We start from the raw sequence: 23,704 nt of genomic DNA on the forward strand, positions 1-23,704 counted from the left end.
TGCAGAGCCTTTCTCCCTCTCCTCTCAATGCCTATGCTGAGGCCTAATCCCCATCCTCCAGCCGGCTCGTCGCCGGTAGGCCCTCTTCCCGGGGCACAGCCGGGATCCCCCTCGCCTGAAAAGAAGCCGTTGGTGTTGGTGGTGGACGATGAGCGCAGCCAGCGGCTCTTGGTTTGCTATGCACTTGAGCGAGAAGGCTACCAAGTCCTGGAAGCCAGCAGCGGCGAAGTCTGTCTGCAGCTAGCCGCTCAACACTCAGTGGATATGGTCTTGCTGGATGCGGTCATGCCAGATTTGGATGGGTTTGAGTGCTGTCGCCGCCTCCATGCTCAAAACTCGGATCTGCCCATTCTCATCGTCACGGCGCTGGAAGATGAGTCCTGCGTGGATGAAGCCTTTGCTGCCGGGGCCAGCGATTACATTTCCAAACCCATTCGCTGGTCGGTTTTGAAGCGGCGCATCCGCCACCTGATCCAGGCCAGCCAAGCCCAACGCCACCTGCGGGAACTCAACCAAGCCCTAGAAGCCAAAGTGCAGGAACGTACCGCCCAGCTGGCCTGCCAGGTGCAGGATCTGCAGCAGCTCAACCGCCTCAAGGATAGCTTTCTGGCCAGCGTTTCCCACGAGCTGCGCACTCCCCTCACCAAGATCAAGCTGGCCCTGGAACTGTTGGGCCGCACTCCTCTCAACGAGAAGCAGTGCCAATACCACCGCATTGCCCTGGAAGAATGTCAAGCTGAAATCGAGCTAATCAACAGATTGCTGGATCTGCAGGGCCTGGAAGCCAAAGAGTTGAGCTCTGCGGCTGCCGCCATCGATCTCCACAGCCTTTGCACAAGCCTGCTCGACGGGGTGCGAGAACGGGCTCAGGCTCGGCAACTGAAGCTGGAGATGGCAGAGCCGACCTCATTCCCGGCAGTGCTCTACAGCTACCCGCAGCAGCTAACCCTGATCCTGAAGGAACTGCTGGAAAATGCCTGCAAGTTTACCCAGCCGGGCGGAACCCTCCGCTTGGAGGTGCAAGCCTTTCCCGGTGGGGTTGAGTTAAGAGTCGGCAATACCGCCCAAATCGAGCCTGACCACCTGCCCCACCTTTTCGAACGCTTTTACCGTGTGCCCTCTGAGGATCCCTGGGCGCAGCCGGGCAGCGGCCTTGGACTGGCCTTGGTGAAGCATTGGGTGGAGTATCTGCAGGGCCAAATCCGGGTCACCAGCCAGAACGGATGGACTTGGTTTGTCCTTTGGCTGCCCAGCCTAGAGCCCTCCAACCGTTGACGCCCAAAGGCGGGTGGGAGCATGACTCTAGTCAATAATAAGCTCAACTATACTGAAAATAATGTATAATATGTTCAGTACGGATTACTACCAGTTGATCTTTCTGTTTACTTTCGAGTCTGCCAACAGGGTAGCCAAAGCAAAGCAGAAAATTGGTAGTAAGACGACACGGAAACTGCGCTTTGGGTATTCTACTCAAAGCTTTGCGGGATACCGCCATTCTGTTTGGACTCCGTCCCGCTAACGCGAATGGAAACAAACAGAATGCTATCGCTGCATAGTTGAACAGTGATGTTCAGCAGTGTTCAGCGTAAATGTATCAGGCAGCGATTGAGACTTTAGTGACCAACGACAGCAGCAGTCTCAGCAGTGGCAAAGGAGGTGCCACACCCACAGCTAGCTATTGCATTGGGGTTCCTGAAGCGGAAACCGCCCCCCAGCAGATCCTCGGAAAAGTCGACGGTGGTGCCGCTGATCAAGGTCATACTCAAGGGATCCACCGCCACCTGGATATCCCCAAAGTCGAAGGTGTGATCGTCAGGGTTGGCCTGAGACTCGAAGTTCATCACATAAGAGAGGCCAGAGCAGCCGCTCGGCTTGACCCCTAGACGCAGGATGGGCTGGGATCCCTCTTTTTCGTACTTGCTGCGCAGGCGCTTCAACTCTTGGATGGCGCTATCGGTCAGGGTGATCATGACGAGAAGGCTCAAGGGTACGTTCTACTCCCCATCCTATCAAGGGTTTTTTCTCGGCCAGCGGGAGCAGTTGGTAAGCTAGGGATCCCAATCCCTGAGGTCTTGCCCCTGTGACAGATCCCAACGCCATTCGGATCACCTTTTTGGGCACCAGCTCCGGCATGCCCACCCGCCAGCGCAATGTCTCTGGGGTGGCGGTGCAGTTTCCCCAGCGGTCGGAATGGTGGCTGTTCGATTGCGGCGAGGGCACCCAGCACCAGTTGCTGCGCCTAGATGAGCTGCGCCCCAGCCAGTTGCGCCGCATTTTCATCACCCACATGCACGGGGATCACATCTACGGCCTGCCGGGGCTGTTGGCCTCCTGTGGCTTGGGCAGCACCCCTGAGCACATCGATATCTACGGCCCGCCGGGCCTGGAAGAGTACCTGAAGGCCGTGTTGCGCTACAGCGAGACGCGCATCCCCTACGGCTTCCGCGTTCACACCGTCGAAACCGGTCTCATCCTGCAAGAGCCGGAATACTCCGTCTTCTGCGCGCCCTTGGATCACCGGGTGCCCGCCTTCGGCTACCGCGTGGTGGAACAGGATCGGCCAGGCAGCTTTAATGTGGCCAAAGCCCAGGCCGACGGGATCCCCTTTGGCCCTCTGTATGGGCAGCTCAAGGCCGGCCAATCCATCACCTGGCAGGGCCGCTGCTTTCACGGACGGGATTATGTCGGGGATCCCATTCCGGGCCGCAAATTCTCCTACTGCACCGACACCATTTTCTGCCGCAACGCCGTCGATCTCTCCCGGGCTGCGGATCTGGTCATCCACGAGGCTACCTACGCTCAGGCTGACTTGGAGCTGGCCCGCCGCTCCAAGCATTCCACCGCCGCCATGGCCGCCCAAGTGGCCGCCGAAGCCAAGGCCCAAGCTTTGATCCTCACCCACTTCAGCCCCCGCTACACCCCAGAGGCCCCCATTACCTTGGAAGACCTACTGGCAGAAGCTCAGGCCATTTTTCCCAATACCCTGCTGGCCCGCGATCGGCTGACCTACGAGATCCCCCGTCGCAGCCCGTCCCCTCTGCCGGTGGGTGTGGGCTTGCCTCGCTAGAATGGTAGAACTGACTGTCTCAACCGGCAATGACGGATCCCAGACCTTACCCCGAACGTCCCCCATTTCCAGAGCGGCCCAAAACCGAACAACTGGATCAAAGTGCTGGCGAGTGGCGAACCTTCAGCGCTTTGCCCCCTGCCACTTCTCTGCCCCCGGTTCAAGCCGAGCGGCCAGCCCCGCAAACGGCTGCTGAGGGAGAACCCCTGCCAAAATTGGCTCCCTGGAGCAAACGAATTGGGGCTTTTGCCCTCGACTTTGGGCTGGGGCTGGGGATCTCCTACCTAGCCCAAGGCTTGGCTGCTCTGGTAGGGGCCAATGCAGGCGCCGTGGACATGACCGGCTATCTCGCCTTCTTCGCCACCTGGCTGGTGAACCGCGGCTATTTCCAATCCCGTCCTGAGGGCCAAAGCCTCGGCAAATGGCTGCTGAACATCAAAACCCTGGATCCCGAAACCGAAGCCTCGCCGCACCTGGTTCGCTCTCTGGCTCGAGAGGGAGTGCTCTCCCTCTTTGTGCTCACGGAGGCCCTGCTGGTGCCTCTGGCTGCGGATGGGCTGTTTGCTGTCTTCGACAAGGAAAAACGCCAAACCATTCACGACCGCGCCGGACGCACCCTGGTCGTGGAAGCGGAGCGGGGCTATCACCTGGATGAAAAAGTCTTGCGGTTTTTGCAGGACATCCTAGAGGGGGACGCTGCTGACGACGTCAAATCGGCTGCTCGCGACCTGCTGCGCCAAGCCCAGCGCAATGACACCGTGCGGGATCTGTCCAAGCAGTTGCAGCGCCTGAGCAAAGATGTGGATCGCAACGCCCGTAGCCTACGGCAACAAACGGGCAAGCAAGTGAAAACTTGGGTTGATTCCGTCAAGGAAAAGTTGGATAATTGGTGATCGCGCTTATCGAGGTAAACCCCCATCTCCAGCCTCAGGATCTGGGATTGCAGTTTCCTCATTGCCGTTTACCTTCGTCTTGGGATCCGTCATGGCCAAAGCAAAGGGTGCCCGCATCATCATTACTCTGGAGTGCACCGAGTGCCGCACCAACGTCAACAAACGTTCTCCAGGTGTGAACCGCTACACCACCACCAAAAACCGCCGCAACACAACAGCCCGCTTAGAGCTGAAGAAATTCTGCCCCCACTGCAACCGCCACACCGTCCACAAAGAGATTAAGTAGTTCAAGTCGTTTCGCCGTTCTCCTGACCTATGGTTTACGCTCGCCGCCGCCTGTCTCCCATTAAGCCGGGAGAGCCCATTAGGTACACCGATGTGGAGCTGCTCAAGAAATTTGTTACCGAGCGAGGCAAGATCTTGCCCCGCCGCATCACCGGCCTGACTGCCAAACAACAGCGGGAGCTCACCGCCGCGATCAAACGAGCGCGCATCATGGGTCTTCTTTACTTTGTCAACAAAGAGGGATAGCTTTCTCCGGATCCCGATGGGCCTGCAGCTTTCGCCGGAACTCCAAGCCCGCTTGTCCCAGCCCCTCGATATCGGTGGGGTGAAGGTTTTGAGTCGCGTCTTTCAGGCGCCACTGTCAGGGGTAACCGACCAGGTCTTTCGAGGGCTGGTGCGCCGTTTTGCCCCCCACAGCTTGGTCTACACGGAAATGGTCAGTGCGACCGGCTTGCACTATGCCCGCCAGTTGCCCCGCATCATGGAGGTCGGCGAGGGAGAGCAGCCCATCGGCATCCAACTGTTTGATTGTCGGCCTGACTTTCTGGCGGAAGCAGCCCGCATGGCTGTGGACGAAGGGGCGACCTTGGTGGACATCAACATGGGCTGCCCGGTGAACAAGATTACCAAAAACGGCGGTGGCTCTTCTCTGCTCCGCGATCCCGACACGGCAGCGCGAATTGTGGAGGCGGTGGCCAAAGCGGTGGAGGTGCCCGTAACCGTGAAAACGCGCCTGGGCTGGTCGGATCAGGAGATCAACATTTTGGATTTTGCCCACCGTCTGCAGGAGGCAGGGGCGCAACTGCTCACCTTGCATGCCCGGACACGCGCCCAAGGCTTCAACGGCAAAGCCCGCTGGGACTGGATCCGCCGCGTCAAACAGCACCTGCGCATTCCCGTCATCGCCAATGGAGATATTTTCTCGACAGCCGCAGCGGTGAAGTGTTTGGAGGAAACCGGAGCCGATGGGGTGATGTGCTCCCGCGGCACCATGGGCTATCCCTTTCTGGTGGGGGAAATCGATCACTTCCTGAAAACCGGTCAAGAAAGACCGGCCCCCACTCCCCTGGAGCGGATTCAAATGGCCTTAGAGCATCTGCGCGGTCTCTGGGAGTACAAGGGAGAACGTGGCATCCGTCAGGCCCGCAAGCACATGACTTGGTACATCAAAGACTTTGCCGGAGCCTCTCAATTCCGTGCTCTCCTCTGTCGCATTGAGACGGTGCAGGAAGGGGAAGCCCTGCTTCTTCAAGCCATGGAGCGCTGCCAAGAAGCCACACCTCGACCGGAAGAGGCCATTAGAACCACCGAGGAGGTCGACCTTCTCCCTGAAGCCGGTTGGGCGTAGCTGATACATTTACGCTGAACACTGCTGAACATCACTGTTCAACTATGCAGCGATAGCATTCTGTTTGTTTCCATTCGCGTTAGCGGGACGGAGTCCAAACAGAATGGCGGTATCCCGCAAAGCTTTGAGTAGAATACCCAAAGCGCAGTTTCCGTGTCGTCTTACTACCAATTTTCTGCTTTGCTTTGGCTACCATGTTGGCAGACTCGAAAGTAAACAGAAAGATCAACTGGTAGTAATCCGTATTGAACATATTATACATTATTTTCAGTATAGTTGAGCTTATTATTGACTAGAGTCATGCTCCAAGGATCCCCACAATTGGAAATTGCTTGGAAATCGCCGCACGTCTGCCTTGGCTGTAGCCTGTGGCCCCGAAAAAGGCTATTGCGCCTGCTGCTGGGACAGGGCTGCCACCAACTTTTCTCCCATTTCCTGGCAACCCACTAAAGTCATTCCCTCAGAGTAGAGGTCTGGGGTGCGGTACCCTTGCGCCAAAACGGCTTCTACCGCCTGTTCGATGCGGTCGGCAGCTTGCGGCTGATCCAGGGAGTAGCGGAGCATCAGGGCGCCGGAGAGCACCTGGGCAATGGGGTTGGCTTTGTCTTGTCCGGCAATGTCGGGAGCCGACCCATGTACCGGCTCGTATAGGCCGGGGCCAGAGGATCCCAGAGAGGCAGAGGGCAGCATACCAATAGAGCCGGTCAGCATGGCCGCTTCATCGGAGAGGATATCGCCGAAGAGATTGCCCGTGAGGATGACGTCGAACTGCTTGGGCCAGCCCACCAACTGCATGGCGGCATTGTCAATGTACAGGTGGGAAAGTTCCACCTCCGGGTACTCAGCCGCAATGACATTGACCCGCTCCCGCCACAGTTGCGACACCTCGAGAACGTTGGCTTTGTCCACCGAGCAGAGCTTGCGCCGGCGTTTGCGGGCCAGCTCAAAGGCAACTCGGGCAATCCGATCCACCTCAGCTTCGCTATAGACCATGGTGTTCACGCCGCGCCGGGATCCCTGGGCATCCGTGAAGATTCCCTTAGGTTGGCCGAAGTAAATGCCCCCCGTCAGCTCCCGCACTACCACCAGGTCGATCCCCGAGATCACCTCTGGCTTCAGGGAGGAAGCCCCCACCAGTTGAGGGAAGACTTTTACCGGGCGCAAGTTGGCAAACAGCCCCAGCCCCGCCCTCAAGCCCAACAAGGCCCGCTCCGGGCGTTTCTCAGGAGGCAGAGCGTCATACTTGAAGTCGCCGACAGCAGCCAGATAAACGGCATCGCTCTCTTGAGCCATTTTCAGGGTTTCTGCCGGCAAGGGATCCCCGGTCTGGTCGTAGGCAGCCCCGCCGATTAGGCCCTCTTGCCACTGGAGAGCAAATCCCATCTGCCGGGCAACTGCATCCAAAACGGCTCGTCCCACCCGCATGATTTCGGGGCCGATGCCATCTCCGGCAAGGGCTGTGATCCGATAGGTTCGAGCAGTTGAAGAAGAAGTGCTCATGAGCGGTCAAGCTGAAGATGAGGGCGTAGAGATACTACCATTTCGGCGGACTTGCCCATCCCTTGGCACACAGGTTTGCAGACAACTCCTCTAAAAAGCTCTCCAAATAACAAAGTGCAGCCTGGCCACCAACCTGCTGCACTCTGATGGTGATTCTGATGGTGATGATGACGATCAACCCATCAAGCGGGAGTCCCAGATGTTCTTTTAGAACAAGCCCAAGGTGACCCACTTATCCAAGGGCAAGGTGGCACCTATGCCCAGGTAGAGGGTGACCAAGGTGCCGATCAGGAACACCGTTGTCGCCACTGGGCGGCGCAAGGGGTTTTGGAACTTGTTGACGTTTTCGATGAAGGGCACAAACAAAAGACCGACAGGAATGGCAGACATCAGAGCAATTCCCAACAGCTTATTGGGAGCAATCCGCAGGATGTGGAAGGCGGGGTAGAGATACCATTCCGGCAGAATTTCCAGAGGCGTAGCAAAGGGATCCGCCGGCTCACCCACGCCTGCAGGATCCATGACTGACAGGCCAACGATCACTCCAATAGTGCCCAAGATCACCACCGGAAACATAAAGAGCAAATCGTTGGGCCAAGCGGGCTCACCATAGGTCATGTGGCCCATGTTTTTCTTCAGCTTGGCTACAACTTTGGGGTTGTCTAGATCAACCTTGCGGGTAATGGCCTCGGTCGCTATCACCTGTTTTGAGACAGCCATGAGAGTTCTCCTTATCTAGGGACAAAAGTTCTGAAAAAGTGGCAGGTAAAGATCCCAGTTACCAGGAAAGTCAAAGGCGTCTGGGAGTCAAACCTTGCTCACAAAGGCCCAGAAATGCCTTGGCGGCGGATCATCAAAAAGTGCATGGTCATAAAGACTGCGGTCAGCCAGGGTAGCACGAAAGTGTGCAAGCTGTAGAAGCGAGTCAGGGTAGCTTGACCCACCGCTTCGCCGCCCCGGATCAGTTGCACCAACAAGTCGCCCACCACCGGAATGGCACTGGGCACACCTGAGACGATCTTGACCGCCCAGTAGCCCACCTGATCCCAGGGCAGGGAGTAGCCGGTAACGCCAAAGGAGACGGTCAGCACCGCCAAGATCACGCCGGTTACCCAGGTCAGCTCACGGGGCTTCTTGAATCCCCCTGTCAGATAGACCCGGAAGGTGTGTAGGATCATCATCAGCACCATCATGGAGGCGCTCCAACGGTGGATGGAGCGCAACAGCCAGCCGAAGTTCACCTGGGTCATGATGTAGTTCACCGATTCAAAGGCCTCAGCCACCGTCGGACGATAGTAAAACGTCATGGCGAAGCCAGTGGCAAACTGAATTAAGAAGCACACCAGCGTCACCCCGCCGAGGCAGTAGAAGATGTTAACGTGAGGCGGAATGAATTTTCCCGTTGCGTCGTCGACGAAAGGCGTAATCTCCAGCCGCTCGTCCAACCAGTCGTAAACTTTGCTCATAATGCCTGCAATTCTTGAAATTGGATCTCGAGGGCGGGGCAAGCCCACTCCACTCAGCAATGTAACACAATCTTTTAACACCATCCTGGCGTCGGGCTCAGCTTGGGGACGAAGATCTCGATCCCAGGAGGCCAGGCAAGTTTTCGATATTGCGTTTTGTTCATGTTTCTTAATGTTTTTTTGGGATCGATGGTTGTGCAGAAGCCGAGATACACAGGGATCCGCTGGAGAGGGTGGGGGATCCGCATTGTCTTGCTTGGGTGTTTGCTCTGGGCGAGTTTGGGCATTGGCGCCTGTCCAGGGCAGGCCAGCCGCTGGGGAGAAGAGCAGCAACTGCTGGCGCAGGCTTGGGCCTATGTGGATCGGGCCTATGTGGATCCGGGGTTTAACGGGCAAAACTGGTGGCAGGTGCGGCAACGGTTTCTCTCCCGGCCCTTAAAGGAGCGCAAGCAGACTTACCAGGCCATTGAGGAGATGTTGGCCACTCTGGGGGATCCCTTTACTCGCTTTCTGGATAAAGAGCACTACCTCAGCCTGCAGACCTCTACAGCCGGCGAGCTGAGTGGTGTCGGCTTGCAGATTGCTATCGACGAGCAAGGCGCTGTGCGGGTGATTGCCCCCATGGAAGGCACTCCTGCCGAGCAGGCCGGGATCCAACCCCAGGATGAGATTTTGGCGGTGGATCGGGTGCCGGTGGCGGGGCTGAGCCTGGACGAAGTGGCCGAGCGGATGCGGGGGCGCAGCGGCACGCCGGTTACTTTGAAGCTGAGGCGGCAGGATCGCATTTGGGAGGTGGAGCTGGTACGCCAATCGATCACCATCAACCCCGTGCGCACCCGTTTTTTTGAGCTGCCTCAGGGATCGGTGGCCTACATTCGCCTCAGCCAGTTCAACGGCAATGCTGCCGCTCAAGTCCGCCAAGCCATTCGGGCCGCAGAAGCTCAAGGGGTGCGGGGCTACATTCTCGATTTGCGCAACAATCCGGGGGGACTCTTGCAGGCGGCCATTGAGATCGCCCGCTTCTGGATCCCCAAGGGTGACATTGTGCTGGTGACGGATCGCCACGGCATTCAAGACAGCATTCCCGCCACCGGCGAGGTGCTCACAGAGGCGCCGCTGGTGGTCTTGGTAAATCAGGGCAGCGCCAGTGCCAGTGAAGTGTTGGCCGGGGCACTTCAGGATAGTGGGCGAGCTCAACTGGTGGGAACGCGCACCTTTGGCAAGGGTCTGATTCAATCCCTGCTGGAGCTGGCGGATGGCTCGGGGCTAGCGGTGACCACGGCCAAGTACCTTACCCCCAGCGGCCACGACATCCATCGCCAGGGGATCCAGCCCGATGTGGTGGTGGCGGAGGGATCCATTCCCCTGACGGCAGAAACCTTGGCCGGGCCGGAGGACATCCAGCTGCAGCGAGCCTTGGAGTTGTTGGGGCAGACCCAAGGGATCCCGGTGGCCAAAAGCGGGTGAGGGAGGAGATCCCGCTCCAGACCCAGATCTCAATCGTTGGCATTAGGATTTGGATTCCTGTTTGTTTTCAATTCGTTTTAGGATCAGAGGCAGGGTTTTCTGGGCCACTTCTCGGCTCCAGCGCCGGTTTCTGACTCTGTCCGCTCCCGCCCGCATGAACGCTATCCAGCAATTTCACCACTTTTTCAACTGCTGCATTGGGGCTTGGCGCACAGAGCGCACCTACCATTACCTAGACCGTGGCGAGGTGGAGCGCTCCCGCACCGAGTTCACCATTCGCACTCTCACCCCTGAGCTCAAGCACAAGGTGCTCACCGACAACAACTACCCCAACCACAACGTGGATGGTTTTTTGGGCTTTCACTTGGCTTTTGAGACCGTTTCCGAAACGGGGGAGGAGGCCGGGCAAGAGCTGAACATGCTGTTCGTCCCTCGGCAGGAAACCCCCCTGGGGCTGCAGGGAGACTACCTGCGGGATCGGGCCTACGAGGAAGATCGCCCGATGGTGGCGGCTTTCCGGTTTGATCCCGGATCCCTGCAACTGGTGATGACCACCACCTACACTCGTGTGGTTGCTGTAGATACCATCACTCTACTGAATCCGCGCCTGCGCCTGCGGCAGATCCTTACCTACCAACGTCCCCCTCAGGGTCGGCCTTTGCAGGAGCTGTTGCTGGTGGGGTTTGGGGTAGAACAGAAGCTGACCTAGCCTGCGGATCCTGAGCATGACGCTTCCCGAAGACTTGAGATTGTCTCAGCACTTGGCTCTGATCCAGTTGAGGTTCGAGCGAGGACAATACCGGCAGGCGCTAGAGGAGGTTAAGCAGGCCCAAAGCCGCTATCCGCAGTCGGGTAAGCTACGGCTCTGGCAGGCCCTGGCCCAAGAGGCCCTTGGCGAAACGCAGGAGGCCATCCTGTTGGCCCAAACCTTGCTGCGCAACCCAGATCCAGAAGTCGCCCAGCAGGCTCGCTATGTCTTGGGCATCTGGCAAGCCCCTCGTCTGCGGCGTCCAGCGGAGTGGTTGAGCGAAATTCCCGATCTCAGCCGGCTGGAGGAAGCTGATCCCCCGGAATACCGCTTGGCCTATGGGCGCTCTCAACGCAAAGGCCCTTCCCCAAGATCTGGCGCTCCTTCTGGGGATCCCCTCAGCCGCCGGGCAGCGGATCCCCCGTTGGACACTAAGCCCCTCATCTGGGTGTTGATCGGGATCCTCTCGACCCTGCTGGCCGTGATGGCTTGGCTGCCCTAGAGGCGGGTACAACCGTTCTGGAAGTGAGATCTACAACGATTCTCGTCGCTGCGGGGTTAAGGGGAGATACTGGGAATAGAGGAGACGCTAGGTCTAGCTCAGGGGAGCGGATCTGCGTCCTAGGGATCCCGACAGGCTCCTCGACAATGGGGGCGGAAAGCGGAGGTTTAAAGTGGCTACCCAAACATTGGTGATGGATGCAGTGGAACAGTTGGGCCTGCGGGTCACCTTGGGAGATATTGCATCCAGCACGGGCTTGGCTCTACACGAGGCCAAACAAGAGCTGCTGAATTTGGCCCAAAAGGCGGAGGGGCATCTCCAGGTTTCCCGGCAGGGGGAGATTACCTATGTTTTCCCGCCGGATTTTCGCAGCATTCTCAAGCGCAAGGAGCAGCAGGATCAGCTGGCGGCCCTGCGGCGCAAACTGTGGGGGGGCTTCCTCTATGGGTTGCGCATCTCCTTTGGCATTCTGCTGGTGGTGTCAATTGTCTTGATCGTCCTGGCGTTGATTGCCTTGCAGATGGCCAGTAGCCGCGAGCAGGACAATCGCAGCCGGTCGCGGGGGATAGGGTTTTATTACTTCCCCAATCTTTGGATCGGCAACCCCTTCTGGGATCCCTATCCCTATCCCTACTATGGGAGCTACTCCGGTCGGACGCGCCCCCGCCAGCCGCAAAAATCCGAGCTGAACTTCCTGGAAGCGGTGTACAGCTTCCTCTTTGGGGACGGGGATCCCAATGCCAACCTGGAGGAGGAGCGCTATGCCCTCATTGGCCAACTGATTCGTGCCAATGGGGGGGTGATCGCAGCGGAACAGGTGTTGCCCTACCTGGATGTGGAGCCGGGATCCCCGGCCTTGGAATACGAAGATTACATGCTGCCCATTTTGCTCAAGTTCGACGGCCAGCCGGAGGTCAGCGAGGACGGGGACATTGTCTACCGCTTTCCGGAACTGCAGGTGGCCGCCTCAGAGCGCAAGCCCAAGGGGATCCCCGAAGTGTTGCAGGAGAAACCTTGGGTGTTCAGCCGGGCCACGCCTGGTCAACTGACCCTGGCAGGAGGCTTGGGAGTTCTCAATTTCTTTCTGGCTGCCATTCTCTATGGGGCACGGGAGGAGGTGGCAGCGGCAGCCGGCAGCAATGCTTTTTTGGCCTTCATCTACCCGTTGATTGGGTTTCTGTTTCTCTACGGCACGCTGTTTTTGGCGGTGCCCGCCGTTCGCTGGTTGACCTTGCAAATCCGTAACCAGGGAGTGGAGCGTCGCAATCGTGTCCGGCAGCTTTGGCGAGAGCATCTGCAGCATCCCACAGAGGCGCTGCTGCGCAAACTCAACTTTGCCCGCCGCTTCCGCCGTCAAGAAGTTGTGCAAGAGTCGGACACCATTTACTCAACCGACCGGGATTTGATCGAGCAGCGGGACTACCGTCTGGACGAGCCGGCATTCCGCCAACTTTTGGAATCCGAAGCTCAGCAGGAGTACCCGGAAACCGAACAAGTGCGCCAGCAGCGTCCCCTCTAGAGAGGTCATGGCCGTTGGGCAAACTCCCGGTCTACCGTTTAGGCCGAGACAGATTCGAGTTTCTTTGCCAGCCGGCGAATCCGGCGCTTAGGTTTGCTTGGACTTCTTTCTCCCCAGGAGAACTCACAACAACCACTCGGAGACTCGCTCCCCCACCTTCTGCAAATCCAGAGGAATGGCCACCGCTTTGCCCATACGGGGTCTCTGACGGGTGGCTTCGATTTCCCGACGCACCGCTTCCCACACCCCCCAAGCCTGCAAATGGGCCAGCACGTTCTCCAAGTGGGCCAAATACTCGGCCTCGCTCAAGGGGAAGGAGGGCTGCTCCAGGTAGCGCCACATCACCAGCAGCACCACCTTCTGCTGGATACGGCGCAACTGTACGTCGTAGGAACAGCCCCACTTCTCGCGCAACAAAGCTTGAAAGTCGGATCCCTTCATCAGACTTGTCTGAGGCTGGCTTGGATCTGGCTCCAATCGCGCTGGGTGGACCGCTCACCTTGGGAAGGAAGGCCACGGCCTCTTACAGCGTTGCATTTCTTAACGATATTGGCCAGAGGGGTCGGTTAGGATGATGTCGCTTGTCAACGAACGTTAAAACTTCTCAGGTCTGCATTTGCCATTATGACGGAAGCGGTTAGCAACTTTGAAGCGCCCCCCATGAGCCGGCGGGTTCTTCTCAATGCCCTGCTCAGCGGCTCTGTGGGAGTCGTGGTGGTGGGCGCCCTCTACCCGGTGGTGAAGTACTTTATTCCGCCCTCTGCCGGTGGAGGGGGGGAAGGCGTCATCGCTCAGGACGCCCTCGGCAAGCCCATCAGCGTCAGTGAACTGTTGGCCACCCATGCTGCCACGGACCGGGTGCTGGCCCAAGGTTTGAAAGGGGATCCCACCTACATCGTGATCGACAACGGGGCGGTGGCCAACTATGGCCTCAACGCGGTTTGTACCCACCTCGGTTGCGTGGTGCCCTGGAATGTGGGGGAAAACTTGTTTAAGTGCCCTTGCCACGGATCCCAGTATGCGGCCAATGGCAAGGTGATCCGGGGACCGGCTCCCCGCTCGCTGGAGCTGGTGAGCGCCACTGTGGATGGCGACAACGTCCGCTTCAGCCCTTGGCAAGGCCCCGATTTCCGGGAAACCTAAAGGGCAAGGGATCCCGCTGGCTGTGCCGGCTTTTGCCGAACGATTTGGGGCAAATTGTCGAGATGGCTGTTCCAAGACTGTGTCCTAAACCTGTGATGGAAATTCATTCTGAGCTGAGAGTTATGAAGCGAATCTGCTTGGCCTTCTGTGGGCTGCTGCTGTTGCTGGGGATGGGGGCACGTCCGGCGGCAGCCTACCCCTATTACGCCCAGATGGCCTACGACAACCCCCGCGAGGCGACTGGAAAAATTGTCTGTGCCAACTGCCACCTGAACGCCATGCCCACTCGCGCCGAGGTGCCCCAGGCCGTCACCCCCGGCCAGGTGTTCACCATCAAAGTTGGGATCCCTTATGACCTGAGCAAGCAGCAGGTGCTGGCAGACGGCAGCAAGGGTGGGTTGAATGTGGGCGCGGTGGTGGTCTTGCCGGAGGGCTTCCGTTTAGCCACCGAAGCCGAGATGACCGAGGAACAACGGCAAGAAACTGCCGAGACCTACATCACCCCCTACAGCGACGCGAAGCCCAACATCCTCCTGGTCGGGCCTTTGCCGGGCGAGCAGCATCAAGAAATCGTCTTTCCAGTGGTGGCCCCTGACCCGAAAGAGGATCCCTCGGTGGCCTTCATGAAGTATCGCGTTTACATTGGGGCCAACCGGGGTCGCGGTCAGCTCAACCCCGACGGCAGCCTCAGCAACAACAACGTTTTCCGCGCTCCGGCCACCGGGCGTCTAGTCAACATCGCCACCCTCAACTCCGATATCAGCGATCTGCCGGCTGAATTGGCCAGCCTGGTGCCCCCGGAATACGAGCTGCCGGGCACGAGAGTTCTCAGCTTCGAGACCGAAAGCGGGATCCAAAACCTGGTGGTGCCGCCTGGGCCGGAACTGGTGGTTGCCGTTGGCGACAGCGTCAAAGAAGGGGATCCCGTCACCAACAATCCCAATGTGGGCGGCTTTGGCCAGGTGGAGCGGGATCTGGTGCTGCAAAGCCCGGAGCGGGTGAAATGGCTGGTGGCTTTCCTGGCAGCCGTTACGATTGCCCAGCTCTTATTGGTGCTCAAGAAAAAGCAGGTGGAGCTCATTCAAGCCGCCGAAATCCTTGGCTAGCTCAAGCTCTTTCCTGGCCTGCACCTCGGAAGCATATCCGGGGTGTTTTTTGTTCGGTAGGGTTCTAAGGCAGCCTCAGCTCTCCTCTGATCACCAGCACTGCTTGCCCAGCAATCTCCACCCGTGAGCCTCGATCTCGGCACCACAGCTCGCCCCCGCGGGCCGAGAGCTGGTGAGCCTTCAAATCAAGTCGGCCCAGGCGTTTGGCCCAATAGGGCATCAAAAGACACTGGGCGGATCCCGTCACCGGATCCTCCGGGATCCCCAGCCGAGGAGCGAAAACGCGGCAGACGAAATCCGGCCCATCCTCTAGATCCGCCCCAGAGGCTGTGACGATCAACCCCGGAACGGGGAGTGCTTGAACCTGGGCCAGATCCGGTTGCACCTGCTGCACCTGTCCCGCCGAAGCCAGCACCGCCACCCCCATACCCCCGCGGTACAGCTCCACAGGTGGGATCCCTAAAGCCGCTGCCACCTGCTCCTTGGCTTCTGGCCAAGGTTCCGGAGTTTGAGCAGGAAAATCCATGGCCAAGCGATCCCCTTGCCGCCGCACCTGCAACAGGCCACTGCGGGTGGAAAAGGCTACCCTCTCCGCCTGGGGATGCACCTCGGTGAACAGAACATGGGCACCAGCCAAGGTGGCGTGGCCACAGAGATCCACCTCCGTCGTCGGCGTAAACCAGCGCAGACCATAGTGGGGAACCTCGCCCTGGGATCCCTGGGGAAGTAAAAAAGCCGTCTCCGATACATTGTTCTCCGCCGCAATGGCTTGCATCAGCGCCTCTGGCAACTCCTGGGGCAGCAGACACACCGCTGCCGGATTGCCGCCGAAAGGCACCGCCGTAAATGCATCCACCTGAAAAAACGGGATCCACACCTTCTCAACCAAGCCCAACTCAGGTCATGATCCCACAGCAGACCCCAAAGTAGGGGGATCCGCACCCCGACCGCACCTGCCAAAAGCGGGATCCCGCTGACAAAGGCTATTGTCAGGCCAGAAAGTTGGCTGATAAACTAGCACTCGTAAGTCGAGAGTGCTAAGTCGCTTCCCTTCGGGGAAGTGGAACTAATGGAAATGAAAACTTCAGCTTCGTGCTTTAGGATCACGGAGGACATTCGTCATGGCTGCAGTAGCTCTTAACGTCTCTACCCTGAAGCCGCTGGGCGACCGCGTGCTGGTCAAAATCGCTCAGCAGGACGAGAAAACCGCAGGTGGGATCTTCTTGCCGGACACTGCCAAGGAAAAGCCCCAGGTGGGGGAAGTGGTTGCTGTTGGCCCTGGCAAGCGCAACGACGAGGGCAAGCTGATCCCGATGGAACTGAAAGCCGGCGACAAAGTGCTCTACTCCAAGTATGCCGGAACCGAAGTCAAGCTGGGCAGCGATGAATATGTGCTGTTGGCCGAGCGGGACATTCTCGCCATTGTTCAGTAATGGTCAGTGATTCAGCAGCAGTTCAACGAACGATTGAATCCTTGAGACTCTGTTTCACCCTTACCTGCATTTGCATCGGAGAGGTTGACTATGGCCAAATCAATCATCTTCAGTGAAGAAGCCCGCCGCGCTCTAGAGCACGGCATGGATATTTTGGCAGAAGCCGTAGCCGTTACCCTGGGTCCCAAAGGGCGCAACGTCGTGCTGGAGAAGAAGTTTGGCGCCCCCCAAATCATCAACGACGGGGTAACCATTGCCAAAGAAATCGAGCTGGAAGACCACATTGAGAACACAGGCGTTTCCTTGATCCGGCAGGCGGCTTCCAAGACCAATGACACGGCTGGGGATGGGACCACCACGGCCACGGTCTTGGCTCACGCCATGGTGAAAGAAGGTCTGAAAAACGTGGCTGCCGGCGCCAACCCGATTGCCCTAAAGCGGGGGATCGACAAGGCGGTGAAGTTCTTGGTAGACAAGATCGCCGAGCATGCCCGCCCGGTCGAAGATTCCAAAGCCATTGCCCAGGTGGCGGCCATTTCCGCCGGTAACGATGAAGAAGTGGGCCGTATGATTGCCGAGGCCATGGACAAGGTGGGCCGCGAAGGGGTGATCTCCCTGGAAGAAGGCAAGTCCATGACCACCGAGCTGGAAGTGACGGAAGGGATGCGCTTCGACAAGGGCTACATCTCCCCTTACTTCGTCACCGATACCGAGCGGATGGAAGCGGTTCTGGAAAACCCCTACATCCTCATCACCGATAAGAAGATCACCCTGGTGCAAGACCTGGTACCGGTTCTGGAGCAGGTGGCCCGCGCCGGTCGTCCTCTGCTGATCATCGCCGAAGACATTGAGAAAGAAGCGCTGGCTACCCTGGTGGTGAACAAGCTGCGGGGTGTGCTGAGCGTGGTAGCGGTAAAAGCCCCTGGCTTTGGGGATCGCCGCAAGGCTATGTTGGAAGACATTGCCATCCTGACCGGTGGTGAGGTGATCAGCGAAGAGCGCGGCCTGAAGCTGGAGAACGCTCGCCTCGATTCCTTCGGCACTGCCCGTCGCGTCACGGTAACCAAAGACAATACCACCATCGTGGCGGAAGGCAACGAAGCGGCCGTGAAAGCTCGTTGCGAGCAAATTCGCCGTCAAATTGAGGAAACCGACTCCACCTACGACAAAGAAAAACTGCAAGAGCGCCTGGCCAAGCTCTCCGGCGGCGTGGCGGTGATCAAAGTGGGCGCGGCCACTGAAACCGAGATGAAAGACCGCAAGTTGCGCCTGGAAGATGCCATTAACGCCACCAAAGCGGCGGTAGAAGAAGGGATCGTTCCCGGCGGCGGCACCACCTTGGCACACCTGATCCCAGTGGTAACCGAGTGGGCGCAAGCCAACCTGTCCGGCGATGAACTGGTGGGGGCCAACCTGGTCGCCCGCGCTCTGGGCGCTCCGCTGCGCCGCATTGCTGAGAACGCCGGCCAAAACGGCTCCATTGTGCTGGAGCGGGTGAAAGACAAGCCCTTCAACACCGGCTACGATGCCCAGAACGACGCCTTCGTGGATATGTTCGAGGCGGGCATTGTAGACCCGGCCAAGGTTACCCGTTCTGCCCTGCAAAACGCCGCTTCCATTGCGGGGATGGTGCTGACCACCGAAGCAATCGTGGTGGACAAGCCGGAGCCCAAGACCAACACGCCGGCAAGCAGCGGCAGCGGCATGAGTGACTACGACTACTAATCCGTTGACCGCCACAGCGAGGTGGATCCCTGAGGCTCACCGAAGAGCCCATGGGCACTTCGCTTCCTGGCCAGGCATCTTGGATGAATCTTTCGGGATCCCCTGGTGGGATCCCTTTTTTATGGATTTTGATTTTTTATCAAGACAGGCGAGCTGGCGGGATCATTCCCAATACCCATGCAACAGCAGCGCAACTGTCTGTGACGTTGATCCCCCTCTACCTTTGGGAGAGGGGCTGGGGGTGAGGGCGCCGGAGCCATGCAATCGGGAACTGCCTCAAACTGGCTCTTGGAAATGGCTTTGATCTGTCGAACTTGAGGAAAAGGGGAAGGCGGTGTGGCTCAGTTGATTTGCATTGGCCTGGATCTGGCCTGGTCAACCCGCAACCCTTCCGGTCTGGCCACGCTGCGAGTCCAGCTCGGGGATCCCGGCAGGCAGAACTTGACAGGCCATCTGGTCGATAGCCGCATTCTCCAAACGGATGAGGAGATCCTGGACTATATTCAAGCTCAGGCGGGCGAAGATCCCTGCTTGGTGGCGGTGGATGCGCCCTTGCGGGTTCCCAACCTCACAGGACAACGGCGGGCCGAGGCCGAACTGAACCGGGTGTTTCGCGCCTATGCAGCCGGGGCCCACCCGGCCAACCGCCGGTTACTGGCAAAGAACGGCCAAGTCAGAGGAGAAGCCCTGGTGCAGGCTCTCTCGCGCTATGGTTTTGGGGAGCAGGCCAACATCGAGCGAGGAAAGCTTACCCGCCAAGTGACCGAGGTCTTCCCCCACAGCGCCTTGGTCAGTCTCTTCGGCCTCAGCCGCACCCTGAAATACAAGGCTCGCCCCCGACGCACCTGGCCAGAACGGCAACAAGCCTGGCGGCTTTACCAGCATCATCTGCACTCTCTAGCCGCCGCTGACCCAGCTCTCGGGGGCCACGAAGCGTTGCTCCAAGTGGAGGTGGGATCCCTCAAGGGCCGTCGACTCAAAAACTACGAAGATCAAGTGGATGCCTTGATGTGTGCTTACATCGCCCTCTACGGGTTCCGCTGGGGATCCGAGCGCTGCCGCAGTTTCGGCAACCTGCAAGAAGGGCACATTTTCACGCCCTTGCCCCCTCGAACCTCTGAGGCTGATTGAGACCCGCTCCGGGATCGCAGGTGGAAATCCCAACCAGAAGAACAAAACTCTCGCTAGCCTTGGATCCCTCCTTGGCGGCATGATAAAAACAAGGGATCCGCAGAACAGGGGAAAAATGGACGTGCAACTGGGCCGCAATCGGCAGGCAAGACGCGCTTACGGGCTGGATGAGATCGCGCTGGCCCCAGGCAGACGAACGCTGGATCCCAGCCTGGTGGATACCCACTTCACCCTGGGAGGGATCCAACGGCAAATCCCCATCATCGCCAGCGCCATGGATGGCGTGGTGGATGTGCGAATGGCCATTTTGCTCTCGGAGCTGGGAGCTTTCGGGGTGTTGAACCTGGATGGGATCCAAACCCGCTACGCCGATCCCGATGAGGTGTTGGATCAGATTGCGTCGGTGGGCAAAGACGAGTTTGTGCCCCTAATGCAGCGCCTCTACAGCGAACCTGTAAAGCCGGATCTAATTCAAGAGCGCATCCGCCAAATCAAGGCCGGTGGCGCCATTGCAGCAGCCAGCAGTGTGCCCGCCCACGCCGCCCAATACGGCCCCCTGGTGGCGGAAGCCGGGGGGGATCTGTTTTTCGTTCAGGCCACGGTGGTTTCCGTTCACCACAAGGTTCCCGAAGGCATGGAACTGCTGGATCTGGCCCAATTTTGCCGGTCGATGCCCATTCCTGTTGTGGTGGGCAACTGTGTTACCTACGATGTTGCTCTGGAGCTGATGCAGGCCGGAGCTGCCGGTGTCTTGGTGGGGATCGGCCCTGGCGCTGCCTGTACCTCCCGAGGCGTGTTGGGGGTGGGAGTGCCGCAGGCTACGGCCATCGCCGACTGTGCCGCTGCACGGGAGCAGTTTTTGGCGGAAACCGGCACCTATGTCCCTGTGATTGCCGATGGGGGATTGGTGACCGGCGGCGATATTTGCAAGGCCATCGCCTGTGGAGCGGACGCAGTGATGATCGGATCCCCCTTGGCCCGCGCCTATGAGGCCCCCGGTCGCGGCTTTCATTGGGGCATGGCTACCCCCAGCCCCATCTTGCCCCGCGGCACCCGCATCCGCGTGGGATCCACCGGCACCTTGGAAGAAATCTTGCGCGGCCCCGCCCGCCTGGACGACGGTACCCACAACCTCTGGGGTGCTCTGCGCACTAGCATGGCCACCCTGGGGGCTGCCAATCTCCGAGAAATGCAGCAGGTGGAGATCTGCATCGCCCCCTCCCTCCTGACCGAGGGCAAGGTGTACCAGAAGGCGCAGAGCTTAGGTATGGGGAAATAGTCCCTTGGGAATGCTAAACTCGGTGGACTGGGATCCCTCGGGGGCGGTTAGCTCAGCGGTAGAGCGCCTGCCTTACAAGCAGGATGTCACTGGTTCGAGTCCGGTACCGCCCATCCCCACCGGAGCTTGCAGCTTGAGAGCTCTGTCTCAGTTTGAGATACACCCGCTAGCCAGAGCCGGATCCCTGAGGTAGAGTAGTGGATATCGAGCCTCGATCATCTACCGCAGTTGGGTCTCGCATTGAGTCTTGCCCAGAAAGTGTGTAAAGTGGTAGACGATGTGGATTTCGGCTGTATTATGTCTTCCCAGAGTCCCCAATTGCCAGGCTCGTTGTTGAGGTAGGCAGTTTGTCGCTTCTATGAGGACATCCCTACAGCCAAAAAGGTGTGAGGAAAAGAACAAGGAGAGAAACATGCCCGCGAAACACGCGAACTACTGGAAAACGCTGCTGGCCGGCACTCTGGGTGCAGCAGCGATCCTGACCCCTGGAGTGGCTTATGCCCAAGCTACCGGGCCGGTCACCTCCATCTCTGAGCTTTCGGATGTGCAGCCCACCGACTGGGCCTTCCAAGCCCTGCAATCCTTGGTGGAGCGCTACGGTTGTATTGCCGGCTACCCTGACCGCACCTTCCGCGGCAACCGGGCTATGACTCGCTTTGAGTTTGCCGCCGGTATGAACGCCTGCTTGGATCGCATCAATGAGTTGATTGCAGCCGGTTTGGCCGACAAAGTCTCCAAGGAAGACTTGGCCACTCTGCAGCGCTTGCAAGAGGAATTTGCTGCTGAGCTGGCAGCCCTGCGCGGGCGGGTGGATGCCCTGGAAGCCGATGTTACTGATTTGAAAGGGAAGGTCTTCAACCCGGTTACCAAGTTGAATGCCCAAGTCATCGCCGCTGTTGTAGGCAGCGCTCTCACGGAAGACAGAGTTGTTGATGGGAAGGTAGTAGCAGAGCAAAACCAAGCCAACATGACTCTTCCCTATCGGGTACGCTTGAACTTCGATGCCTCTTTTGTGGGTCGCGATCGCCTGCGCATTCGTCTCCAAGCTCGCAACGCTGTGACTGAGTTCTTTGATGGGGATCCCGGCCTTGGCTTTGGCGGTGGTGGCGGTGGCACTTTCACCCTGGCCCAGCTGGTTTATCAATTCCCTGCTTTCGACCGCGCTGCTACTATCTACACGGGCATTACGGGTACGGGAGTGGGGAGCGTTCTGCAGTACAGCACGCCCTTTGATGCCCTGTCGGACTTTGCCGATCCTCCCAAATCTACGGCAGATGTGCCCAGCGGAACCCTATTTGGTTTTCGCTACCGTTTGAGCGACCAGTTTCGTTTAGCCTACGCCTACAGCACCAGGAACGCTCAAGCCTTGGGCAACGGCTTCGGCGACAGCGGTATAACCGGTAGCGACAGTGCCCACGTGGTGGAGCTGGGCTTCCTGCCGAATGAAAACCTGGAGATCTACCTGCAGTTTGCCAGTACCTATCTGCAGCAAGCAAATGACGGCCCCACCTTCCTGGCCAGCGGTACACCCCTTTTCCGCGGACCGGCAACGCAGGCCGATGTCTCTGCGCGGGTAAACGCCTTTACAGTCGCAGCCAACTGGGAGCTTAGCCCTCGCATTACCTTGTCTGGCTGGTTTACGGCTGGCAATGTGGATTACAACTTGCCCAATGTGGTACCGGCTGGCACCATCGATCCGGGTGATGAAGATTTTAACGGATTCCTGTTTGGCTTCGCCTTCCCAGATCTGTTCATTGAGGGTGCTCAAGGGGGTGTGGTTTTTGGCCAGCCAATTGTGACCACCAAAAATGAAGGAGTTTGGGATACCCGCCCGTTCATTGTGGATGTTTACTACAGCTTCCCGGTGAACGAGTACCTCACCCTTACCCCGGCGGCCTACTTTGTGAGCAACCCCAATGGTGCTCTACCTGGGGACAACGACCCAACCATTGGTGTAGGTGCTCTGCGGGCTGTGTTCAACTTCTGATGAGTTGACCTCTTTTGCAGGTTCATAGCTGGTTAGGGGATCCACTGCAGTGGATCCCTTTTTTGGTTCAAACCTTCCTTTATGGTCATTTCGATTCAGACTAGGACACTGCACCCACGTCTGAAACGTTGAGTGCATACAGCGAAGGGCTTTTTCTCTATAGCCCAGGTGTCTCACCCTAACCTGAAACGACTACAACTCCTCTGCGGGGATGACAATGCCGGCTCTGGAGAGCCTGAGGTCGGGCTCAAGACAAGGCTAGGGATTACAGAAAGCACACTGAGCGGGATCCGCCCAAGGCTCTGCCACAGGCTCGGTGTGGGTATGGGAACAGCGGGCACAGCCATATACCCACGCCTTGGTTACAGGGGTGGGGGCGCCACACTGGCCGCAGGGCAGTCCAGAGATCGAGCGGATCCGCCAGTAGCCGGGAGTGCCGCAGGCCGGGCACAGGCTTTGGGCCTTGGCGATTAGGTTTTGGGTGGCGGCTGCGATAACCTGGAGCCGGGTTGGGTTGCACATGGCCCGCATGTCGGTTTCCAGATGAAGGCCCCCTTGCCGAGTCAGCATCTCCCCCACCACCTGCTTCAGGGTCTCTTCATCTTGGATTCCTTTGTGGATGACCTGAGGCTTTTCTGGCCGGTCGAGGGCAATCAGGGCATGCTGGGGAAAACCCGCCCTTTGGGCAAAGTCCAGCGCTTCTGCCCAGCTCTGCACCCAGCGATGGCTGAAATTGGTTTGGGTGCTCTCTGCATAGCCGACCAGCTCCAAGGGCTCCGCGCCGGGTTCAAAAACCCTGAGCATGACCCACTCCTGATTCCAAGGGATCCAAGGGATCTGGGGGTGGGGGCCAAAGGATCCCTCGCTGGCCAAAACCAAGGAGACGGGATGAGCTTGTCGAGCCCTTTCAATCTTCAGGCGCAGAGTCTGTAGGGGATCCCCCGGTCGGGGCCGCTCCCGCGAGAAGGTGCCCAGTTGGTCGGTGTCGAAAGCTACTACTTGAACTTGGATCCCCAAATGTTCGGCCAAGAGAGGGCCGATGACCTGCTCTTTGCGATGCATGGTTGCCAAGTAGGCGACCCGACCCTTCCATTGCATAGACTCA

Annotated in this window: 25 protein-coding genes and 1 tRNA gene; 19 read left to right on the forward strand and 7 right to left on the reverse strand. The window is 58.6% G+C overall.

Annotated features, from left to right (window positions below):
* Positions 1-33: 33 nt before the first annotated feature.
* A complete protein-coding gene (locus ACVWXF_RS07690; protein WP_457474076.1) occupies positions 34-1,275 on the forward strand; it encodes a hybrid sensor histidine kinase/response regulator in 1,242 nt (413 codons plus the stop codon).
* A 338-nt stretch (positions 1,276-1,613) separates the two neighbouring features.
* Here the strand turns inward: ACVWXF_RS07690 and ACVWXF_RS07695 are convergent, their stop codons facing one another.
* Complete coding sequence (locus ACVWXF_RS07695) at positions 1,614-1,970, reverse strand: HesB/IscA family protein (RefSeq protein ID WP_011433244.1); 357 nt, start codon at positions 1,968-1,970, stop codon at positions 1,614-1,616.
* A 110-nt stretch (positions 1,971-2,080) separates the two neighbouring features.
* Between ACVWXF_RS07695 and ACVWXF_RS07700 the strand changes: the two genes are divergently transcribed.
* The 5 genes from ACVWXF_RS07700 to dusB all read left to right on the forward strand — a co-directional run bounded on the left by ACVWXF_RS07700 (position 2,081) and on the right by dusB (position 5,593).
* Positions 2,081-3,067 (forward strand): ribonuclease Z, encoded by a 987-nt coding sequence (locus tag ACVWXF_RS07700; RefSeq protein WP_457474077.1) that lies wholly within the window; start codon positions 2,081-2,083, stop codon positions 3,065-3,067.
* Between the two features lie 29 nt (positions 3,068-3,096).
* Positions 3,097-3,960 (forward strand): RDD family protein, encoded by an 864-nt coding sequence (locus ACVWXF_RS07705; RefSeq protein WP_457474078.1) that lies wholly within the window; start codon positions 3,097-3,099, stop codon positions 3,958-3,960.
* Between the two features lie 91 nt (positions 3,961-4,051).
* A complete protein-coding gene (gene rpmG, locus ACVWXF_RS07710) occupies positions 4,052-4,246 on the forward strand; it encodes a 50S ribosomal protein L33 (RefSeq protein WP_011433240.1) in 195 nt (64 codons plus the stop codon).
* 29 nt (positions 4,247-4,275) lie between these two features.
* Positions 4,276-4,491, forward strand: a complete 216-nt coding sequence (rpsR, locus tag ACVWXF_RS07715) for a 30S ribosomal protein S18 (protein ID WP_011433239.1) — start codon at positions 4,276-4,278, stop codon at positions 4,489-4,491.
* Between the two features lie 16 nt (positions 4,492-4,507).
* Entirely contained in the window at positions 4,508-5,593 is a 1,086-nt protein-coding gene (gene dusB, locus ACVWXF_RS07720; protein WP_457474079.1) for a tRNA dihydrouridine synthase DusB, read from the forward strand.
* A gap of 384 nt (positions 5,594-5,977) precedes the next feature.
* Here dusB and leuB read toward each other — a convergent pair whose 3' ends face one another.
* The 3 genes from leuB to petB all read right to left on the reverse strand — a co-directional run bounded on the left by leuB (position 5,978) and on the right by petB (position 8,559).
* On the reverse strand, positions 5,978-7,093 hold the full coding sequence (gene leuB, locus ACVWXF_RS07725; RefSeq protein WP_457474080.1) for a 3-isopropylmalate dehydrogenase: 1,116 nt from the start codon (positions 7,091-7,093) through the stop codon (positions 5,978-5,980).
* Between the two features lie 207 nt (positions 7,094-7,300).
* Positions 7,301-7,813 (reverse strand): cytochrome b6-f complex subunit IV, encoded by a 513-nt coding sequence (gene petD, locus ACVWXF_RS07730; protein WP_011433236.1) that lies wholly within the window; start codon positions 7,811-7,813, stop codon positions 7,301-7,303.
* A gap of 98 nt (positions 7,814-7,911) precedes the next feature.
* Positions 7,912-8,559, reverse strand: coding sequence for a cytochrome b6 (gene petB / locus ACVWXF_RS07735; protein ID WP_041436518.1), 648 nt, complete (start codon positions 8,557-8,559; stop codon positions 7,912-7,914).
* 189 nt (positions 8,560-8,748) lie between these two features.
* Between petB and ACVWXF_RS07740 the strand changes: the two genes are divergently transcribed.
* From ACVWXF_RS07740 to ACVWXF_RS07755, 4 genes are all read left to right on the forward strand, one after another.
* Positions 8,749-10,026, forward strand: a complete 1,278-nt coding sequence (locus ACVWXF_RS07740) for a S41 family peptidase (RefSeq protein ID WP_414380977.1) — start codon at positions 8,749-8,751, stop codon at positions 10,024-10,026.
* A 154-nt stretch (positions 10,027-10,180) separates the two neighbouring features.
* Complete coding sequence (locus ACVWXF_RS07745) at positions 10,181-10,735, forward strand: phycobiliprotein lyase (protein WP_457474081.1); 555 nt, start codon at positions 10,181-10,183, stop codon at positions 10,733-10,735.
* Positions 10,736-10,751: 16 nt separating this feature from the next.
* Positions 10,752-11,276: a hypothetical protein gene (locus tag ACVWXF_RS07750; protein WP_457474082.1), complete on the forward strand. Its 525-nt coding sequence runs from the start codon at positions 10,752-10,754 to the stop codon at positions 11,274-11,276.
* Between the two features lie 172 nt (positions 11,277-11,448).
* Positions 11,449-12,795, forward strand: a complete 1,347-nt coding sequence (locus ACVWXF_RS07755; protein ID WP_457474083.1) for a hypothetical protein — start codon at positions 11,449-11,451, stop codon at positions 12,793-12,795.
* A gap of 123 nt (positions 12,796-12,918) precedes the next feature.
* On the opposite strand, the gene ACVWXF_RS07760 is transcribed toward ACVWXF_RS07755, so the two are convergent.
* Entirely contained in the window at positions 12,919-13,236 is a 318-nt protein-coding gene (locus ACVWXF_RS07760; RefSeq protein ID WP_414421662.1) for a DUF3067 family protein, read from the reverse strand.
* A 183-nt stretch (positions 13,237-13,419) separates the two neighbouring features.
* Here ACVWXF_RS07760 and ACVWXF_RS07765 point away from each other — a divergent pair, with 183 nt between their 5' ends.
* Both ACVWXF_RS07765 and ACVWXF_RS07770 read left to right on the forward strand, forming a co-directional pair.
* Positions 13,420-13,938, forward strand: coding sequence for a cytochrome b6-f complex iron-sulfur subunit (locus tag ACVWXF_RS07765; protein WP_457394389.1), 519 nt, complete (start codon positions 13,420-13,422; stop codon positions 13,936-13,938).
* A 122-nt stretch (positions 13,939-14,060) separates the two neighbouring features.
* A complete protein-coding gene (locus tag ACVWXF_RS07770) occupies positions 14,061-15,044 on the forward strand; it encodes an apocytochrome f (RefSeq protein WP_414423627.1) in 984 nt (327 codons plus the stop codon).
* 64 nt (positions 15,045-15,108) lie between these two features.
* Here the strand turns inward: ACVWXF_RS07770 and ACVWXF_RS07775 are convergent, their stop codons facing one another.
* On the reverse strand, positions 15,109-15,921 hold the full coding sequence (locus tag ACVWXF_RS07775; protein ID WP_457474094.1) for a PhzF family phenazine biosynthesis protein: 813 nt from the start codon (positions 15,919-15,921) through the stop codon (positions 15,109-15,111).
* A 244-nt stretch (positions 15,922-16,165) separates the two neighbouring features.
* Here ACVWXF_RS07775 and groES point away from each other — a divergent pair, with 244 nt between their 5' ends.
* The 7 genes from groES (at position 16,166) to ACVWXF_RS07810 (ending at position 22,599) form a co-directional block, all read left to right on the forward strand.
* Positions 16,166-16,477 (forward strand): co-chaperone GroES, encoded by a 312-nt coding sequence (gene groES, locus ACVWXF_RS07780; protein ID WP_011433225.1) that lies wholly within the window; start codon positions 16,166-16,168, stop codon positions 16,475-16,477.
* 90 nt (positions 16,478-16,567) lie between these two features.
* Positions 16,568-18,202: a chaperonin GroEL gene (groL, locus tag ACVWXF_RS07785; RefSeq protein ID WP_011433224.1), complete on the forward strand. Its 1,635-nt coding sequence runs from the start codon at positions 16,568-16,570 to the stop codon at positions 18,200-18,202.
* Between the two features lie 50 nt (positions 18,203-18,252).
* Complete coding sequence (locus tag ACVWXF_RS07790; protein ID WP_457474084.1) at positions 18,253-18,447, forward strand: hypothetical protein; 195 nt, start codon at positions 18,253-18,255, stop codon at positions 18,445-18,447.
* A 91-nt stretch (positions 18,448-18,538) separates the two neighbouring features.
* A complete protein-coding gene (locus ACVWXF_RS07795; RefSeq protein WP_457474085.1) occupies positions 18,539-19,333 on the forward strand; it encodes a DUF429 domain-containing protein in 795 nt (264 codons plus the stop codon).
* A 115-nt stretch (positions 19,334-19,448) separates the two neighbouring features.
* On the forward strand, positions 19,449-20,612 hold the full coding sequence (locus ACVWXF_RS07800; RefSeq protein ID WP_457474086.1) for a GuaB3 family IMP dehydrogenase-related protein: 1,164 nt from the start codon (positions 19,449-19,451) through the stop codon (positions 20,610-20,612).
* 41 nt (positions 20,613-20,653) lie between these two features.
* A tRNA-Val gene (locus ACVWXF_RS07805) sits at positions 20,654-20,725 on the forward strand.
* A 299-nt stretch (positions 20,726-21,024) separates the two neighbouring features.
* Positions 21,025-22,599 carry an iron uptake porin gene (locus ACVWXF_RS07810; RefSeq protein ID WP_457474087.1) on the forward strand — a complete coding sequence of 525 codons (1,575 nt, stop codon included), beginning with the start codon at positions 21,025-21,027 and terminating at the stop codon, positions 22,597-22,599.
* A gap of 258 nt (positions 22,600-22,857) precedes the next feature.
* On the opposite strand, the gene ACVWXF_RS07815 is transcribed toward ACVWXF_RS07810, so the two are convergent.
* Complete coding sequence (locus tag ACVWXF_RS07815) at positions 22,858-23,697, reverse strand: DUF6671 family protein (protein WP_457474088.1); 840 nt, start codon at positions 23,695-23,697, stop codon at positions 22,858-22,860.
* Positions 23,698-23,704 lie beyond the last annotated feature (7 nt).

The sequence above is a fragment of the Thermostichus sp. MS-CIW-40 genome (assembly GCF_054058315.1).